The sequence below is a fragment of the Pseudomonas sp. GW456-12-10-14-LB2 genome, from assembly GCF_002884345.1.
Classification (GTDB): domain Bacteria; phylum Pseudomonadota; class Gammaproteobacteria; order Pseudomonadales; family Pseudomonadaceae; genus Aquipseudomonas; species Aquipseudomonas paraglycinae.
Genome location: NZ_POHV01000006.1, coordinates 131704 through 148033, shown reverse-complemented (window position 1 = coordinate 148033; position 16330 = coordinate 131704). Strand labels below are relative to the sequence as shown.

The following is a 16330-nucleotide window of genomic DNA, read 5'->3' as shown; positions in this document are numbered from 1 at the left end:
TTGCGCCGGGTTTTTACGCCGGACGCTGGGCTTTCTGCTCTTCGCCCAGGCACGCGGCGGCGGTGAACAGCACGTCGGTAGAGGAGTTCAGCGCCGTCTCGGCCGAATCCTGCAGCACGCCGATGATGAAACCGACGGCCACCACCTGCATGGCGATTTCGCTCGGGATGCCGAACAGGCTGCACGCCAGCGGGATCAGCAGCAGCGAACCACCGGCCACGCCCGAGGCACCGCAGGCGCAGATCGCAGCGACGACGCTGAGCAGGATCGCGGTCGGGATGTCCACGGCGATACCCAAGGTGTGCACGGCGGCGAGGGTCAGCACGGTGATGGTGATCGCCGCACCCGCCATGTTGATGGTGGCGCCGAGCGGGATCGACACCGAGTAGGTGTCTTCATGCAGGCCCAAGCGCTTGCTCAGTTCCAGGTTGACCGGAATGTTCGCCGCCGAGCTGCGGGTGAAAAACGCAGTGATGCCGCTTTCACGCAGGCACTGAAGCGTCAGTGGATAAGGGTTGCGACGCAGCTTCCAGAACACGATCAGCGGGTTCATCACCAGCGCCACGAACAGCATGCAGCCGAGCAGCACTGCCAGCAGATGCGCATAACCGATCAATGCACCAAATCCGGAGGTGGCCAGGGTCGATGCCACCAGGCCGAAAATACCCAGCGGCGCAAAACGGATCACGACCCGGACAATCACTGTCACGCCGTTGGACAGATCACCCAGCACTTCGCGGGTAGTGTCGCCCGCGTGCCGGATCGCCACGCCCATGCCGATGGCCCAGGCCAGAATGCCGATGAAGTTGGCGTTCATCAGTGCGCTCACCGGATTGTCGACCACGCTCAGCAACAGGCTTTGCAGCACTTCACTGATGCCGCCCGGCGCGCTTACGGCGATGTTGTCGGTGGACAGCACCAGATGCGACGGGAACATCATGCTGGCGATCACCGCGACCACGGCGGCGGCGAAGGTGCCCAGCAGATACAGGAACAGAATCGGCCGGATGTGGGTTTCCTGGCCGTGCTTGTGGTTGGCGATCGAGGCCATGACCAGCACGAACACCAGGATCGGCGCCACGGCTTTCAGGGCCGAGACGAACACCTTGCCGATGAAGGCCGTGCCTTTGGCCGCTTCCGGCGCGAACAGCGCGAGGGCGATGCCGGCAATCAGGCCGATCAGGATCTGGGTGACCAGGCTGAGGCTTTTAAGACGTTGCAATAGAGAAGGGGATGAAGCGGTCATAACGGCATCTCTGTTTTTATAGGGTGCAAGGTTACGTGATCCGGGCGATTGATCGGGGGCAGGCCACGGACACAAACCGAAAGGACTGACGCGCCAGCCACACCGTTAAACGGGTGGTTGAACAGGGTGTACGTTTTGCAGGGCGCGGACTTTATCACAGCGTCGTCCGGATCCTTCAGACCTGTGACGATCTGCCACCCGATCCCTCTGCAACTTAGACAGGTTTGTGCAAGTCACTCGGGAAACACTCTGTTAAGATTGCGCATCCTTATTTTCAAGTTCTGCCAGCGGGCCCTCGGGTCAACGCTGGTGTCGTCGTTTTGCTGGAGTTCCTCATGCTGTTGCCCATCCTTCTGTTGTCCGCCGCCGGGTTCACGGTGCTGACCACGGAGTTCGTCATCGTCGGCCTGCTGCCGGCGATTGCTCGCGACCTGACCGTCACCATCCCGCAGGCCGGGCTGCTGGTGACTCTATTCGCTTTCACCGTGGCAATGTTCGGTCCTTTCTTGACCGCATATTTCGCCCGCTTCGAGCGCCGCAAACTGTTCATCACCATCCTGATCATGTTCGGTCTGGCCAATACCGTCGCGGCATTGGCGCCGAACATCTGGGTCATGGCGATTGCCCGACTGATCCCGGCGCTGGGGCTGCCGGTGTTCTGGGCGCTGGCCAGTGAAACGGCGGTGGACATCGTCGGCCCGGACTTCGCCGGTCGCGCGATCGCCAAGATCGGCTTCGGCATCGTCTGCGCCACCGTGTTCGGCATTCCGGTCGGCACGCTGATTTCCGATGCGTTCGGCTGGCGCAGTGCGTTCGCCATTCTGGCGGTGATCGCGTTCGCCAAGGCGCTGCTGCTGTTTGTCTATCTGCCGAAAACCAGCCTGCACCAGCATCAGGTCAGTTTCGCCTCGCAGTTCAAGATCCTGCGCAGCCCGCTGATGCTGGGCCATGTGCTGCTGTCGATCCTGGTGTTCAGCGGCATGTTCACCGCCTACACCTATCTGGCGGACATCCTCGAGCGTCTGGCCGGCTTCAATGGCACCGTGGTCGGTTGGTGCCTGATGGGCTTTGGCGCGGTCGGTCTGATCGGCAACTCGCTGGGTGGTCGCGCGGTGGATCGTCATCCGCTGATGGCGTCGGTGATGTTCTGCGCATTCATGATTCCCGGGATGGTGGCGCTGGTGCCGAACATCAATTCGTCGCTGGGTCTGGCGGCGGCGATGGGCATCTGGGGCGTGACGCAGGCGGCGCTGTTTCTGGTCAGTCACGTGCGCTTGATGAAAGCCGCACCGGAAGCGCCAGCCTTTGCCGCGTCGCTGAACATTGCCGGGGCCAACCTCGGGATTGGTTTGGGCGCGATCATTGGCGGTCGAGTGATCGACAGCGCCGGCCTCGGCTTTGTGGGTTTCGCCGCTGCCGGGTTCATTCTGCTGTCGATTTTCCTCGCCATGGTGCTGATGGTGCTCAAGCCGCGCGACGTCTGCGCGCCGGCTTAAAAGGCTGTAAACAGCTCGCGTCGGGCACCTTCGGTAATCGCTTTGATGCCGGGGTGCTTGACCTTGCGCTCCACCGAGATCGCGTAGAACGACTCGCTCACCGCATCGGTCTGGCCGATCAACTCGACGCCGTACTGGCGTTTCACCTCATCGGCAATGACGCTCGGGCCGATGAAAATACCGCTGCCGGACTGGCCGAACGCCTGCATCAAGGCGCTGTCATCGAATTCCCCGACAATCCTTGGCTGAATCTGCTGCTCGGCGAACCAGCGCTGCAAACGGCTGCGCACAACGGTTTCCGCGCCGGGGATCAACAGCGGCGCACCGTGCAGGCTGCGCGGGAAATCCTGACCGTATTGCGCTGCCAGTTCGGCGGTGGCGAAGAAACTGATCCCGCATTCCCCGAGTTTCTGGCTGTAGCCCTTGATGTCCAGGTGCGAGGGCATCGGGCTGTCGGAGATCACCAGGTCCAGACGCTGGATCGCCAGATCCGCCAGCAGGCGTTCGAGTTTGTCTTCGCGGCAGGTGATGCGCAGTGGCTCGCTCAACTCCATGGTCGGCGCGATCAGGCGATAGACGATGGATTTGGGCACCACGTCTGCCACGCCGACCCGGAACAGGATCTGCTGTTCATTGGGCTGGGCGCGCAGCATCAGCTCCAGTTCGCCGCCGAGCTGGAACATTTGCTCGGCGTAGGGCAGGGCCTGGCGCCCGGCCTCGGTGAGCTCCAGTTGCCGGCCGACCCGTTGAAACAACTCGATGCCATAGGTCTGTTCGAGCAGGGAAATCTGCCCGCTGATGGTCTGCGCCGTCAGGTTCAGTTGCTCGCAGGCGCGCACGATGCTGCCGGTCTTGGCCACCACCCAGAAGTAATGCAGTTGTCGGTAATTGAGCATGGGGTTCGGTCCGTCAAATACAGTTCGTATAAATCGAAGTATAGCCGCTAAAAATACGAATTTTCCTGAAGTGTTTGTCTCCCTAGAATGCCCAGCCATCGACGGCCGTTCTGTACGGCGCTGTCTGTTCTATCGAGGGAAGCATCATGAAACTAAAAACCACGGCGTTACTGATCGCGTCTTTACTGGTACTGGCCGGTTGCGACCAGGCCGAAAAGAGCGCGCAGCAACTGATGGGGCAGGCGGCCGAAGCGGCCAAGCAAGCCATCGACGACACGCACAAAGCCGCCGAAGAGGCGCTTAGCGATGCCACCGGCAATCTGATCAGCAAGAAAGAACCGAAAGACGACGAAGAAAAATCCGAATCGTCCTCTCAGGAAATCTAAACCGTCTTACACAGAGTCAGGACTGACCCATGGAATATCTGTTAGAACTCGCCGCCAGCCCGACCGCCTGGATTGCCTTGGCCACACTGGTGGTGATGGAGATCGTGCTTGGCATCGATAACCTGATCTTTATCTCGATCCTGACCAACAAGCTGCCTGAGCAGTACCGGCAGAAGGCTCGCCGTCTGGGGATCGGCATGGCGCTGATCATGCGTCTGGCCCTGTTGAGCACCATCGCGTTCATCGTTCAGTTGACCGCGCCGGTCATCGAGATTCTCGGCCACGCGTTCTCCTGGAAGGACATGATCCTGATCGCCGGCGGCCTGTTCCTGTTGTGGAAAGCCACCACGGAAATCCATCACAGCATGGACCCGGCACCGGAAGATCCGAAGACTGCGACGTCGAAGGTGACCCTGGGCTTCGCCGCCGCCATCGGGCAGATCCTGATGCTGGACATGGTGTTCTCGATCGACAGCATCATTACCGCTGTCGGCATGACCGAACACTTGCCGATCATGGTGATCGCGGTTGTTGTCTCGGTGCTGGTGATGCTGTTCGCAGCTGACCCGCTGGCCAAGTTCATCAACGACAACCCGACGGTGGTGATGCTGGCTCTGGGCTTCCTGATCATGATCGGCATGACGCTGATCGCCGAAGGCTTCGGCGCCCACGTACCAAAAGGTTATGTGTATGCCGCCATGGCGTTCTCGGCTGCGATTGAAGTGCTGAACATGATGTCGCGCCGCGCCAAGCAGAAGAAACTGACTGCCGAAGCGTAATCGTTGGAAAAGCAAAGGCCGCCTGAACTCGCGAGAGTCCAGGCGGCCTTTTTGTTTGTATCGGTTACGGAAAGTCAGTGCGCGGTGGCGTGACGGGCGTCGTGTTTCTCGATCTTCCGGGTCGGTGCGGGTTGTACCGGGTGGTGATGGCGGCGGGAAATCCGCAACACGCCCCACAGCATGGCGGCGGCAACGGCCAGCCAGCCGGCAATCAGCATTACGATGGTCATGGTCAGGCTCATCTGTGCCTCCTCTTTGCCCTGCGTCGGGCGCTCTTTCTTTGGCTCTTGTCTGAGTGACAGTCTAGTCGCTGGCGTGTTTCAGGCTATTGACCAAAGGTCGGTGGTGACCAATCAGTTCGCTCTATGCAACCGACGCATCTGCCGCTTTGGGCTATACCGCAGCGTGGCGCCGTCCTATGATCCTCGACCAAGCCGGAACACGATGACCGGTAACTGATCAAGAGAGTGACGATGGTGCAGCTATTTTCCCGGATTCGCGCGGCGCTGCTGGTGGCCGGTTGCGTAACAGCATTGGTGGGGTGTGCGGGCAGTGTGGCGCCAGAGGTCAAGCGCCTGCCGGAGCGGGTCGAGCTCAGTGGCACCTTCTATCGCGGTGAGGCCTATCAAAGCGGGCCGCAAGTGCTGGCCAGTCTGCTGTCGCAGCAGGGCATCGTGATCACGCCGGGTCTGCTGGAAAAGCCGCTGCATTTGCCGGGCGCCGAGGACAAGCTGCAACAGAATCTGCAGAACCTTGCCCGTGAATACGGCATGGTCGTGTATCCGCTGGACAGCAATCTGCCGGCGCTGCTGACTCAGGTGGCGGCCGGGTATCCGGTGATGGTGCGTTTCAGCGAGGGTTCGGCGTTTTGGGCGGAGCCGCGCTACGCGATCCTCTCCGGCTACGATCGCTTGAAGCAGAAGGTGCTGCTGCGCGCCGGGATGAATCGCCGTGAATTGATGAGCTTCAGCTCGTTCGAGTCGGCCCTGGAAAAATCCGGCGGCTGGGCAGTGTTGATCCAGAAGCCGACGCAGATTCCGGCGGCGGTCGATCAACAGCGCTGGCTCAAGGCTGCCGACGCACTGGCGCAAGCCGGGCAGGAGCGGGAAGCGGCGCAGGCGAGGAAGGCGCTGGCGGCGCATTGAGGTTCCGTTCGTCGCCTGTCGGGCACCCTGATGGAGGATGCGCTTCTGAACTGTAGCGTCCCGTGTTTTACGGGCCTGGTATCAGGAGATGAACATGGCAATTCCAAATTCACCCAGTGGGCCGCATTCTTCAGAACATGGCAGTGGCGACGACCTGGGTTTCGATCCGGACTCGCCTGACCTGGACGATCCGCAAGTCGATCCCATTGGCCCGGCGAAGGCGCCGAAGGATGTGCAACCGGGCGATGATCCCAAGCGTCCGGCCAAGCCTTACGATCCCTTGGCTGATCTCAAGCCTTGAAGCGAGGTGCGTATGAGTACCGATTCGAGTTTCGACGACCACAAACCTGACAGTGTGCCCACCACCCCTGAGCCGGAAGTTGATCCGGTGCTGGATCCGGACAGCCCCATGCGCGATCCGCTGGCGCGTCCGGCGGTGGTCACGCCAGAGCATTCCCGCGACTCGAGTGCCGGTGACGGCATTCCCGATGACGACAAGATGCCGTTGCCCAACGACTGACTGCATAAATGAAAAAGCCCCGATGATTCGGGGCTTTTTCATGGGTGACGGATTACTTGGAGGCTTCGATCACTCCGCTCTGGCGACTCTTGAGGTTTTTGTCGGCCTTGTATTGCTGAGCCACGGCCGGGACGTTGGCACTCTTGCCGGTTTCCACCCAGCTGCGGATGCGGCTGGCATCGGCGAAGTGGGTGTATTTGCCGAACGCGTCGAGAATCACCAGGGCTACCGGACGGTTGGCCATGCGGGTCACCAGCACCAGGCAGTGACCGGCCGGGTTGGTGAAGCCGGTTTTGGTGATGCGGATATCCCAGTCAGCCTTGTTGACCAGGTGATCTGTGTTGCGGAAACCCAGGGTGTAATTGGGTTTGCGGAACGAGACGGTCTTTTCCTTGGTGGTGGTCAGCTCGATGAGCAGCGGCTGTTTGTGCGCAGCCACCAGCAACTTGCTCAGGTCGCGAGCGGTGGAAACGTTGCGCTCGGACAGGCCGGTGGGTTCCACAAAGTGGGTGCTGGTCATGCCCAGCGCCTTGGCCTTGGCATTCATCGCTGCGATGAACGCCGCGTAACCGCCCGGGTAATGGTGAGCCAGGCTGGCGGCAGCGCGGTTTTCCGAGGACATCAGGGCAATCAGCAGCATCTCTCGGCGGGGCAGTTCGCTTCGCAGTTTGACGCGGGAAAACACGCCTTTCATTTCCGGTGTGCGGCTGATGTCGACGTCAATCCATTCGTCCATGTTCTGGTGCGCTTCGACCACTACCAAACCGGTCATCAATTTGCTCACGGAAGCGATGGGCACCACCACGTCCGGGTTGCTGGAATAAATGACTTTGTTGGTCTGCAGATCCATCAGCAGGGCGCTGCCGGAGGCAATCTTCAATTGCGAAGCGTCTCGAGGGGCAGCGGTAGTTTCGGCGGCGTTGACCGTTGGCGTGAGGAGCGTGCCTGAAAATGCAAAAACCAGGCTCAGGATGGACAGACGAATATTCACGCGGGCGAACTCATGAAGGTTGGAAATGCCGTATTTTGTAACGGCCTGTGTCGTAAAAACGACGCATTTTAGGAGTATGGCTGAAGAACTGTCGATGGTTGTTTGAAGGGCATGAAAAAGTCGTGAAAAGCCCTGTAAAAATAGGGGTTTCCGGCGAACGGTAAAGGTTTTTTCGAGGGCATGAAAAACCCCGCACAAGGCGGGGTTCTCGGAGTGCGGAAAACGCGACTCAGGCGTGCAGGGTTTCTGCCGCGTAGAGGGTGTTTTCCAGCAGGCAGGCGCGGGTCATCGGACCGACGCCGCCCGGGACCGGAGTGATCCAGCCAGCGCGGGGCAGGGCGGTTTCATACACGACGTCACCGACCAGTTTGCCGTCGTCCTGACGGTTGATGCCGACGTCGATCACGATCGCGCCTTCCTTGATCCACTCGCCCTTGACCAGGCCCGGCTTGCCGGCGGCCACGACCACCAGATCGGCGCGGCCGACGTGGCCGGCCAGATCCTTGGTGAAGCGGTGGGTGACGGTCACGGTGCAACCGGCCAGCAGCAGTTCCATCGCCATCGGGCGACCGACGATGTTGGAAGCGCCGACAACGACTGCGTCCATCCCGTACAGATCGGCACCGGTGCTTTCCAGCAGGGTCATGATGCCCTTCGGGGTGCACGGGCGCAGCAGCGGAATGCGCTGGGCCAGACGGCCGACGTTATAAGGATGGAAACCGTCGACGTCCTTGTCCGGGCGGATGCGCTCCAGCAGTTTGGAGGCATCCAGGTGCTCCGGCAGGGGAAGTTGAAGCAGAACGCCGTCGATTGCCGGGTCGTCGTTCAGTCGATCGATCAGATCGGTCAGCGCTTCTTGAGTGGTTTCGGAAGGCAGGTCGTAGGCTTGAGAGAGGAAGCCGACCTCTTCACAGTCTTTACGCTTGTGCGAGACATAAACCTGAGAGGCAGGATCGCTGCCGACCAGGATCACCGCGAGGCCGGGAGTGCGCAAGCCTTGCTCGCGACGTTCGGCTACCCGTTGGGCGATCTGCTGGCGCAGGCTGGCGGCGATTGATTTGCCGTCGATTAGTTGTGCAGTCATTGCGCGTGATTAACCATCGAGAGGGGAAAAAAAGAGAACGCATTCTCGCATGTCAAACGGTGAGGGCAAAGGCGCTTGGTCAGCAAATTCCCCTAAGCCCTTTAATTAAATGAATTTTTTTCAAAAAGGATTTGACGACCTTCAGGTCGCTCTATACTATTCGTCGCACTTGTCGGGCACAGCCTAGCACTGGTTAAGAAGGTCGAACGAAATCAAGGTTTCGAACGACTGGAAAGCACTTAGTTTGTAGTCCTCCAAGGGTACAGCTAACAAGGCGCCCGTAGCTCAGCTGGATAGAGCATCCGCCTTCTAAGCGGATGGTCGCAGGTTCGAGTCCTGCCGGGTGCGCCATTAGGCAGCATTGGCACAAGTAACGCGATATGGTGGGCGTAGCTCAGTTGGTAGAGCACGGGATTGTGACTCCCGTTGTCGTGGGTTCGATCCCCATCGTCCACCCCATATTTCGAAAGGCGCCAGATGTAACAGTCTGGCGCCTTTGCTTTAAAAAGCTTCATCCGCGGATGTGGTGGAATTGGTAGACACACTGGATTTAGGTTCCAGCGCCGCGAGGCGTAAGAGTTCGAGTCTCTTCATCCGCACCAATCAAAGCTTCATTCATGCCGTTGGCCGGGTGAAGTTCTACAAAGAAGTTGTTTGGCTTCTTTGGCACGCAATATGGTGGGCGTAGCTCAGTTGGTAGAGCACGGGATTGTGACTCCCGTTGTCGTGGGTTCGATCCCCATCGTCCACCCCATATTCCGAAAGGCGCCAGATTTAACAGTCTGGCGCCTTTTTTGTTTTACGGTTTCGGATTTTGGCGGCTGCAGGTTTCGGGTCGCAGGGCAGGGTGCTTCGTCGTATCAATGTTGCTCGATGATGCTGCGCTGCCTGCCGGTCTTGCTTGCGAGGTCGGCTGTCAGGGAGATGATTCAACCGCCTCTATATATAGAAGAGGTTGGCGCAGAGCCCTGGCTTGAATTGGCTGTATTTGCTAACAGGGCGAGGCGCAACCGTTTGTCCCCGCCTTCAAATGGCCTGCTGTTTTTTTACCCGTTTTCAGTAGGGTGACTTCTTGAGTTTGACCTACTAGAATGCTTGCCCTTGATTCTTGGGTCGGAAACGGCCGGCTAACGTCTGTGCAACGAGGAATATCCATGCAAGTTTCTGTTGAAAATACTACTGCTCTTGAGCGCCGCATGAGCATCACCGTGCCGGCTGAGCGCATCGAGACTCAGGTCAACAAGCGTCTGCAGCAGACTGCCCAAAAGGCCAAGATTGCTGGCTTCCGTCCAGGCAAAGTGCCAATGAGCGAAATCAAGCGCCGTTTCGGTGCTGATGCGCGCCAGGAAGCGATCGGCGACGTGATCCAGTCCTCCTTCTACGAAGCTGTGGTTGAGCAGAAGCTGAACCCGGCCGGTTCGCCGTCGATCGAGCCTAAGTCGCTCGAAGCTGGCAAGGACCTGGAATACGTAGCCGTATTCGAAGTGTTCCCCGAGTTCACCGTTGCCGGCTTCGAAGGCATCACCGTCGAGCGCCTGAGCGCTGACGTGGCTGACGCCGATCTGGACAAGATGCTGGACATCCTGCGCAAGCAGAACACCCGTTTTGAAGTAGCCGATCGCGCTGCCCAGAACGAAGACCAGCTGAACATCGATTTCGTTGGCAAGGTTGACGGCGAAGTGTTCGCTGGCGGTTCCGCCAAGGGCACTCAGCTGGTACTGGGTTCCGGCCGCATGATCCCTGGCTTCGAAGAAGGCCTGGTTGGTGCTAAAGCCGGCGAAGAGCGCGTTCTGAACCTGACCTTCCCAGAGGACTATCAGAACCTGGACCTGGCTGGCAAAACCGCCGAGTTCACCGTGACTGTAAATACCGTTTCCGAGCCAAAACTGCCTGAGCTGAACGAAGAGTTCTTCGCTCAATTCGGCATCAAGGAAAGCGGCATCGACGGTTTCCGCACCGAAGTTCGCAAGAACATGGAGCGTGAACTGCGTCAGGCGATCAAATCCAAGGTCAAGAATCAGGTAATGGACGGTCTGCTGGCCACCAACCCGATCGAAGTGCCTAAGGCTCTGCTGTCCAACGAAGTTGATCGTCTGCGCGTGCAGGCTGTTCAGCAGTTCGGTGGCAACATCAAGCCAGACCAACTGCCGGCCGAGCTGTTCGAAGAACAAGCCAAGCGTCGCGTTGTACTGGGTCTGATCGTTGCTGAAGTGGTCAAGCAGTTCGACCTGAAGCCAGACGAAGCCCGCGTTCGCGAAATGATTCAGGAAATGGCTTCGGCTTACCAAGAGCCTGAGCAGGTCGTGTCCTGGTACTACAAGAACGAGCAGCAACTGAACGAAGTCCGTTCGGTTGTGCTGGAAGAACAAGTTGTGGATACTGTTCTGCAGAAAGCTAGCGTGACCGACAAATCGGTCTCTTACGAAGAAGCGGTCAAGCCGGTAGAAGCTCCAAAAGCCGACTGATTGTTTTTGCGTTAGAAGCACACACCATAAGCCAGCCTTCGAGCTGGCTTATGCGTATTCAAGACATGACTATTTGGGAGTGACTGCAGAGCATGTTCCGTAATTCCTATATTCAGCAGAACTCTGATATCCAGGCCGCCGGCGGCCTGGTCCCGATGGTTGTCGAGCAATCTGCTCGTGGCGAGCGCGCCTATGACATCTACTCGCGTCTTCTCAAGGAACGAGTGATCTTTCTGGTGGGTCCTGTAGAGGACTACATGGCCAACCTGATTTGCGCGCAATTGCTGTTCCTTGAAGCGGAAAACCCGGACAAGGACATCCATCTTTACATCAACTCCCCGGGCGGTTCGGTGACAGCGGGCATGTCGATCTACGACACCATGCAGTTCATCAAGCCAAACGTATCGACTACCTGTATCGGTCAGGCGTGCAGCATGGGCGCATTCCTGCTGACGGCCGGTGCACCTGGCAAGCGTTTCTGCCTGCCGAACTCGCGCGTGATGATTCACCAGCCACTGGGCGGTTTCCAGGGCCAGGCATCGGACATCGAAATCCATGCCAAGGAAATCCTCTTCATCCGCGAGCGTCTGAACACGCTGATGGCCAAGCACAGCGGCCGTACGCTTGAAGAAATCGAGCGCGACACCAACCGCGACAACTTCATGAGTGCAGAAGCTGCGAAGGAATACGGTCTGATCGACGAAGTGATCAACCAGCGCCCAGCTTAAAAATAAGCAGCTCAAAATAGGCTTGGTCGGCGCGTCTGATCAGCGGCGGGCTTGAAAAAGCCCGCAATAGCCTTCATCTTGTGTTGCAAGCCTATCGGATTTGGATCGAACGAATGACTGACACCCGCAACGGCGAGGACAACGGCAAGCTGCTCTATTGCTCCTTCTGTGGCAAAAGCCAGCATGAAGTGCGCAAATTGATTGCCGGCCCCTCGGTCTTTATCTGCGACGAGTGCGTCGACCTGTGCAATGACATCATCCGCGAGGAGGTGCAGGAAGCACAGGCCGAAAGCAGCGCGCATAAATTGCCTTCGCCTAAAGAAATCAGCGGCATCCTTGATCAGTATGTAATTGGTCAGGAACGTGCCAAAAAGGTTCTGGCAGTAGCGGTGTACAACCACTACAAGCGTCTGAACCAGCGTGACAAAAAGGCTGACGACGTCGAACTCGGCAAGAGCAACATCCTGCTGATCGGCCCGACAGGCTCCGGTAAAACCCTGCTGGCCGAAACCCTGGCCCGCTTGCTGAACGTTCCGTTCACCATCGCCGACGCAACCACCCTCACCGAGGCGGGTTATGTGGGTGAAGACGTCGAGAACATCATTCAGAAGCTGCTGCAGAAGTGTGATTACGACGTAGAGAAAGCCCAGATGGGCATTGTCTACATCGACGAAATCGACAAGATTTCCCGCAAGTCCGACAACCCGTCGATTACCCGGGACGTTTCCGGGGAAGGCGTGCAGCAGGCCTTGCTCAAACTGATCGAAGGCACGGTCGCTTCGGTTCCGCCGCAAGGTGGCCGCAAGCATCCGCAGCAGGAATTCCTTCAGGTTGATACCCGCAACATCCTGTTCATCTGCGGTGGCGCATTCTCCGGTCTGGAGAAGGTCATTCAGAACCGTTCCACCAAGGGTGGCATCGGTTTCAACGCAGAAGTGCGCAGCAAGGAAGAAGGCAAGAAAGTCGGTGAGTCCCTGCGTGAAGTCGAGCCTGACGACCTGGTCAAGTTCGGTCTGATCCCGGAATTCGTCGGTCGTCTGCCGGTCCTCGCGACGCTGGACGAGCTGGATGAGGCTGCGCTGATGCAGATTCTCACCGAGCCGAAAAATGCCCTGACCAAACAGTATGCCAAGCTGTTCGAGATGGAAGGCGTGGATCTGGAATTCCGTTCCGACGCGCTGAAATCGGTCGCCAAGCGTGCCCTGGAACGTAAAACCGGTGCCCGTGGCCTGCGTTCGATTCTCGAAGGTGTGCTGCTCGACACGATGTATGAAATCCCCTCGCAGTCCGAGGTGAGCAAAGTCGTGATCGATGAAAGCGTGATCGAAGGCAAGTCCAAGCCACTGTATATCTACGAAAACAGTGAGCCGGCTGCCAAGGCTGCACCTGACGCGTAAGCGCCCGGTCTGCCGGTACAAAGAAGGGGCCTTCGGGCCTCTTTTTTTTTATGTCGTTTTTTACATCCGCTTTGCGCTTGTTTTTTTTCAAGGCAGCCCCCATCTTGGTTTCAAGCTTAATTCCATCTGATTACGGCCATATGGCCGCCGTAGAGGCGAAATCATGAAGACCACCATCGAATTGCCTCTCCTGCCATTGCGTGATGTCGTTGTGTATCCGCACATGGTTATCCCGCTGTTCGTGGGGCGCGAGAAATCCATCGAAGCCCTCGAGGCCGCGATGACGGGCGACAAGCAGATCCTGCTGCTGGCCCAGAGAAACCCGGCTGACGACGATCCCGGTGAAGAAGCTCTCTATCGCGTAGGTACCATCGCCACTGTTCTGCAGCTGCTCAAGCTGCCTGACGGCACCGTCAAGGTTCTGGTCGAGGGCGAGCAGCGTGGCGCTGTCGAGCGCTTCAGCGAAGTCGATGGCCACTGCCGTGCCGAAGTCTCGCTGATCGAGGAAGTCGACGCCGCCGAGCGCGAATCCGAAGTGTTCGTGCGCAGCCTGCTGTCGCAGTTCGAACAATATGTGCAGTTGGGCAAGAAAGTCCCGGCTGAAGTCCTGTCGTCGCTCAACAGCATCGACGAGCCTGGCCGCCTGGTAGACACCATGGCCGCGCACATGGCGCTGAAGATCGAGCAGAAGCAGGAAATCCTCGAAATCATCGATTTGTCGGCCCGGGTCGAGCACGTTCTGGCCTTGCTGGACGCCGAGATCGACCTGCTGCAAGTCGAAAAACGCATTCGTGGCCGCGTCAAAAAGCAAATGGAGCGCAGTCAGCGCGAGTACTACCTGAACGAGCAGATGAAGGCCATTCAGAAGGAGCTCGGCGACAGCGACGAAGGCCACAACGAAATCGAAGACCTGAAAAAGCGTATCGACGCTGCCGGTCTGCCGAAAGATGCTCTGGCCAAGGCCACTGCCGAGCTGAACAAGCTCAAGCAGATGTCGCCGATGTCTGCCGAAGCCACCGTGGTGCGCTCGTACATCGACTGGCTGGTTCAGGTGCCGTGGAAGGCCCAGAGCAAGGTGCGTCTGGACCTGGCTCGTGCCGAAGACATTCTCGACGCCGATCACTACGGCCTCGAAGAGGTCAAGGAACGCATCCTTGAATACCTCGCCGTGCAGAAACGCGTGAAGAAAATCCGTGGCCCGGTGTTGTGCCTGGTCGGTCCTCCGGGCGTGGGTAAAACCTCGCTGGCCGAGTCGATCGCCCATGCCACCAACCGCAAATTCGTGCGCATGGCCCTCGGTGGCGTGCGTGATGAAGCGGAAATCCGTGGTCACCGTCGGACTTACATCGGTTCGATGCCAGGAAGATTGATTCAAAAGATGACAAAAGTGGGTGTGCGCAACCCGCTGTTCCTGCTCGATGAAATCGACAAAATGGGCAGCGACATGCGTGGCGACCCGGCGTCGGCGTTGCTGGAAGTGCTCGATCCTGAGCAGAACCACAACTTCAACGACCACTATCTGGAAGTCGATTACGACCTTTCGGATGTTATGTTCCTGTGCACCTCGAACTCGATGAACATTCCGCCGGCGCTGCTGGACCGGATGGAAGTGATCCGTCTGCCGGGTTACACCGAAGACGAGAAGATCAACATTGCGGTCAAGTACCTGTCGCCGAAGCAGATTGCAGCCAACGGCCTGAAGAAGGGCGAGCTGGAATTCGACGAAGAAGCGATCCGCGACATCATCCGTTACTACACCCGCGAAGCCGGTGTGCGTGGCCTCGAGCGGCAGATTGCCAAGGTCTGCCGCAAGGCGGTCAAAGAGCACGCGCTGGAAAAACGCTTCTCGGTAAAAGTGACAGCTGATCTGCTGGAGCATTTCCTCGGCGTTCGCAAGTTCCGATACGGTCTGGCCGAGCAACAGGATCAGATCGGTCAAGTGACCGGCCTGGCCTGGACTCAGGTGGGCGGCGAACTGCTGACCATCGAAGCCGCCGTGGTGCCGGGTAAAGGTCAACTGATCAAGACCGGTTCGCTGGGTGACGTAATGGTCGAATCGATCACTGCGGCCCTGACCGTGGTGCGCAGCCGTGCCAAGAGCCTGGGCATTCCGCTGGACTTCCACGAGAAGCGTGACACGCACATCCACATGCCGGAAGGCGCTACGCCGAAAGACGGCCCGAGCGCCGGTGTAGGCATGTGTACTGCGCTGGTGTCGGCTTTGACGGGTATTCCTGTGCGCGCCGATGTTGCCATGACCGGCGAGATCACCCTGCGTGGTCAAGTCCTTGCCATTGGTGGTCTGAAGGAAAAACTGCTGGCCGCTCACCGTGGCGGAATCAAGACAGTGATTATTCCGGAAGAGAACGTGCGCGATCTGAAGGAGATTCCTGACAATATCAAGCAGGATCTGCAGATCAAACCGGTTAAATGGATTGACGAGGTCCTGCAAATTGCGCTGCAATACGCGCCGGAGCCCTTGCCGGATGTGGCTCCGGAGATAGTTGCCAAGGACGAAAAACGTGAGTCTGACTCTAAGGAAAGAATTAGCACGCATTAATACGCTTTTGCCTGGGGGGCTTCCTTGACAGCTTTTTAGAGCCCTTGTTATAAAGCGGCTCTTAAGTGTCTGTAGGCCATTCAGCACTCGTTTTTGCTTTCACCAAAAAACTTAGAATCATACTCAAATAGATATAAGGGGACTTAGAGTGAACAAGTCGGAACTGATTGATGCTATCGCTGCATCCGCTGATATCCCGAAAGCTGCTGCTGGCCGTGCGCTGGACGCTGTAATCGAATCCGTCACTGGCGCTCTCAAGGCTGGCGACTCCGTTGTTCTGGTTGGTTTCGGTACTTTCTCCGTGACTGATCGTCCAGCTCGCATTGGTCGTAACCCACAGACCGGCAAGACTCTGGAAATCGCGGCAGCCAAAAAGCCAGGTTTCAAAGCCGGTAAAGCCCTGAAAGAAGCCGTCAACTAAGTTTGATTCAGGTTTTTACCCATCCGGGTCGGGGTCATGCCTGACTTGGCAGCGGAGCGGTAGAGCAGGCGGTTGGAATAGCTGCCTGTCACACCGGGATCGAGGGTTCGAGCCCTGTCCGCTCCGCCAGTTACGAGAAGGCGCATCCTCGGATGCGCCTTTCTTCTATCCGGATTCTACCCACGCTCCACGGTTGCCTAATTTTGAAGTTCAACC

The 16330-nt window shown here is 58.2% G+C and carries 16 protein-coding genes and 4 tRNA genes; 15 read left to right on the top strand and 5 right to left on the bottom strand.

The genetic code is table 11. The features are described 5' to 3' along the window. Nucleotides 1–13: 13 nt before the first annotated feature. A complete protein-coding gene (gene sstT / locus C1X29_RS05905; RefSeq protein WP_064384078.1) occupies nucleotides 14–1246 on the bottom strand; it encodes a serine/threonine transporter SstT in 1233 nt (410 codons plus the stop codon). Between the two features lie 335 nt (nucleotides 1247–1581). On the opposite strand from sstT, the gene C1X29_RS05900 reads away from it, so the two are divergent. Further along, the gene (locus C1X29_RS05900) at nucleotides 1582–2742 is read left to right on the top strand and encodes an MFS transporter (protein WP_102717048.1); all 1161 of its coding nucleotides are present in this window, start codon (nucleotides 1582–1584) and stop codon (nucleotides 2740–2742) included. On the opposite strand, the gene nhaR is transcribed toward C1X29_RS05900, so the two are convergent. Beyond that, the gene (nhaR, locus tag C1X29_RS05895; RefSeq protein WP_102717047.1) at nucleotides 2739–3638 is read right to left on the bottom strand and encodes a transcriptional activator NhaR; all 900 of its coding nucleotides are present in this window, start codon (nucleotides 3636–3638) and stop codon (nucleotides 2739–2741) included. The genes C1X29_RS05900 and nhaR overlap by 4 nt on opposite strands. 146 nt (nucleotides 3639–3784) lie before the next feature. Here nhaR and C1X29_RS05890 point away from each other — a divergent pair, with 146 nt between their 5' ends. Both C1X29_RS05890 and C1X29_RS05885 read left to right on the top strand, forming a co-directional pair. Beyond that, nucleotides 3785–4024 (top strand): hypothetical protein, encoded by a 240-nt coding sequence (locus C1X29_RS05890; RefSeq protein WP_007951568.1) that lies wholly within the window; start codon nucleotides 3785–3787, stop codon nucleotides 4022–4024. 29 nt (nucleotides 4025–4053) lie between these two features. Continuing rightward, on the top strand, nucleotides 4054–4803 hold the full coding sequence (locus C1X29_RS05885) for a TerC family protein (protein WP_085745910.1): 750 nt from the start codon (nucleotides 4054–4056) through the stop codon (nucleotides 4801–4803). Nucleotides 4804–4877: 74 nt separating this feature from the next. On the opposite strand, the gene C1X29_RS29390 is transcribed toward C1X29_RS05885, so the two are convergent. Beyond that, entirely contained in the window at nucleotides 4878–5045 is a 168-nt protein-coding gene (locus tag C1X29_RS29390) for a hypothetical protein (protein ID WP_007951566.1), read from the bottom strand. Between the two features lie 231 nt (nucleotides 5046–5276). Between C1X29_RS29390 and C1X29_RS05880 the strand changes: the two genes are divergently transcribed. The 3 genes from C1X29_RS05880 (at nucleotide 5277) to C1X29_RS05870 (ending at nucleotide 6468) form a co-directional block, all read left to right on the top strand. Further along, nucleotides 5277–5948, top strand: a complete 672-nt coding sequence (locus C1X29_RS05880; protein WP_085648231.1) for a peptidase C39 family protein — start codon at nucleotides 5277–5279, stop codon at nucleotides 5946–5948. A gap of 94 nt (nucleotides 5949–6042) precedes the next feature. Further along, on the top strand, nucleotides 6043–6249 hold the full coding sequence (locus tag C1X29_RS05875; protein WP_064380821.1) for a DUF6021 family protein: 207 nt from the start codon (nucleotides 6043–6045) through the stop codon (nucleotides 6247–6249). Nucleotides 6250–6261: 12 nt separating this feature from the next. Continuing rightward, the gene (locus C1X29_RS05870) at nucleotides 6262–6468 is read left to right on the top strand and encodes a hypothetical protein (protein ID WP_085745912.1); all 207 of its coding nucleotides are present in this window, start codon (nucleotides 6262–6264) and stop codon (nucleotides 6466–6468) included. 52 nt (nucleotides 6469–6520) lie between these two features. On the opposite strand, the gene pbpG is transcribed toward C1X29_RS05870, so the two are convergent. Next, nucleotides 6521–7459, bottom strand: a complete 939-nt coding sequence (gene pbpG, locus C1X29_RS05865) for a D-alanyl-D-alanine endopeptidase (protein ID WP_007951562.1) — start codon at nucleotides 7457–7459, stop codon at nucleotides 6521–6523. A 229-nt stretch (nucleotides 7460–7688) separates the two neighbouring features. Beyond that, entirely contained in the window at nucleotides 7689–8543 is an 855-nt protein-coding gene (gene folD / locus C1X29_RS05860) for a bifunctional methylenetetrahydrofolate dehydrogenase/methenyltetrahydrofolate cyclohydrolase FolD (RefSeq protein ID WP_085608325.1), read from the bottom strand. Nucleotides 8544–8817: 274 nt separating this feature from the next. Here folD and C1X29_RS05855 point away from each other — a divergent pair. The 9 genes from C1X29_RS05855 (at nucleotide 8818) to C1X29_RS05815 (ending at nucleotide 16114) form a co-directional block, all read left to right on the top strand. Next, nucleotides 8818–8894: transfer RNA gene (locus tag C1X29_RS05855), tRNA-Arg, on the top strand. A 32-nt stretch (nucleotides 8895–8926) separates the two neighbouring features. Further along, nucleotides 8927–9002 (top strand) — tRNA-His (locus tag C1X29_RS05850). Between the two features lie 58 nt (nucleotides 9003–9060). Continuing rightward, nucleotides 9061–9145: transfer RNA gene (locus C1X29_RS05845), tRNA-Leu, on the top strand. Between the two features lie 76 nt (nucleotides 9146–9221). Continuing rightward, a tRNA-His gene (locus tag C1X29_RS05840) sits at nucleotides 9222–9297 on the top strand. 400 nt (nucleotides 9298–9697) lie between these two features. Beyond that, on the top strand, nucleotides 9698–11008 hold the full coding sequence (gene tig / locus C1X29_RS05835) for a trigger factor (protein ID WP_011335037.1): 1311 nt from the start codon (nucleotides 9698–9700) through the stop codon (nucleotides 11006–11008). Nucleotides 11009–11100: 92 nt separating this feature from the next. Beyond that, on the top strand, nucleotides 11101–11736 hold the full coding sequence (gene clpP / locus C1X29_RS05830) for an ATP-dependent Clp endopeptidase proteolytic subunit ClpP (RefSeq protein WP_007951559.1): 636 nt from the start codon (nucleotides 11101–11103) through the stop codon (nucleotides 11734–11736). 113 nt (nucleotides 11737–11849) lie between these two features. After that, complete coding sequence (gene clpX / locus C1X29_RS05825) at nucleotides 11850–13133, top strand: ATP-dependent Clp protease ATP-binding subunit ClpX (RefSeq protein ID WP_007951558.1); 1284 nt, start codon at nucleotides 11850–11852, stop codon at nucleotides 13131–13133. A gap of 163 nt (nucleotides 13134–13296) precedes the next feature. Further along, nucleotides 13297–15693 (top strand): endopeptidase La, encoded by a 2397-nt coding sequence (lon, locus tag C1X29_RS05820; protein ID WP_085745914.1) that lies wholly within the window; start codon nucleotides 13297–13299, stop codon nucleotides 15691–15693. Between the two features lie 148 nt (nucleotides 15694–15841). Then, complete coding sequence (locus C1X29_RS05815; protein WP_002552737.1) at nucleotides 15842–16114, top strand: HU family DNA-binding protein; 273 nt, start codon at nucleotides 15842–15844, stop codon at nucleotides 16112–16114. The last annotated feature ends 216 nt before the right edge of the window (nucleotides 16115–16330 follow it).

What these genes read in the sequence shown, in the direction of transcription:
- lon (WP_085745914.1), top strand. Translation starts at nt 13,297, where the DNA reads ATGAAGACCACCATCGAATTGCCTCTCCTGCCATTGCGTGATGTCGTT.
- C1X29_RS05880 (WP_085648231.1), top strand. Translation starts at nt 5,277, where the DNA reads ATGGTGCAGCTATTTTCCCGGATTCGCGCGGCGCTGCTGGTGGCCGGT.
- clpP (WP_007951559.1), top strand. Translation starts at nt 11,101, where the DNA reads ATGTTCCGTAATTCCTATATTCAGCAGAACTCTGATATCCAGGCCGCC.
- C1X29_RS05885 (WP_085745910.1), top strand. Translation starts at nt 4,054, where the DNA reads ATGGAATATCTGTTAGAACTCGCCGCCAGCCCGACCGCCTGGATTGCC.
- C1X29_RS05890 (WP_007951568.1), top strand. Translation starts at nt 3,785, where the DNA reads ATGAAACTAAAAACCACGGCGTTACTGATCGCGTCTTTACTGGTACTG.
- C1X29_RS29390 (WP_007951566.1), bottom strand. Translation starts at nt 5,045, where the DNA reads ATGAGCCTGACCATGACCATCGTAATGCTGATTGCCGGCTGGCTGGCC.
- clpX (WP_007951558.1), top strand. Translation starts at nt 11,850, where the DNA reads ATGACTGACACCCGCAACGGCGAGGACAACGGCAAGCTGCTCTATTGC.
- C1X29_RS05875 (WP_064380821.1), top strand. Translation starts at nt 6,043, where the DNA reads ATGGCAATTCCAAATTCACCCAGTGGGCCGCATTCTTCAGAACATGGC.
- tig (WP_011335037.1), top strand. Translation starts at nt 9,698, where the DNA reads ATGCAAGTTTCTGTTGAAAATACTACTGCTCTTGAGCGCCGCATGAGC.
- folD (WP_085608325.1), bottom strand. Translation starts at nt 8,543, where the DNA reads ATGACTGCACAACTAATCGACGGCAAATCAATCGCCGCCAGCCTGCGC.
- C1X29_RS05900 (WP_102717048.1), top strand. Translation starts at nt 1,582, where the DNA reads ATGCTGTTGCCCATCCTTCTGTTGTCCGCCGCCGGGTTCACGGTGCTG.
- nhaR (WP_102717047.1), bottom strand. Translation starts at nt 3,638, where the DNA reads ATGCTCAATTACCGACAACTGCATTACTTCTGGGTGGTGGCCAAGACC.
- C1X29_RS05870 (WP_085745912.1), top strand. Translation starts at nt 6,262, where the DNA reads ATGAGTACCGATTCGAGTTTCGACGACCACAAACCTGACAGTGTGCCC.
- sstT (WP_064384078.1), bottom strand. Translation starts at nt 1,246, where the DNA reads ATGACCGCTTCATCCCCTTCTCTATTGCAACGTCTTAAAAGCCTCAGC.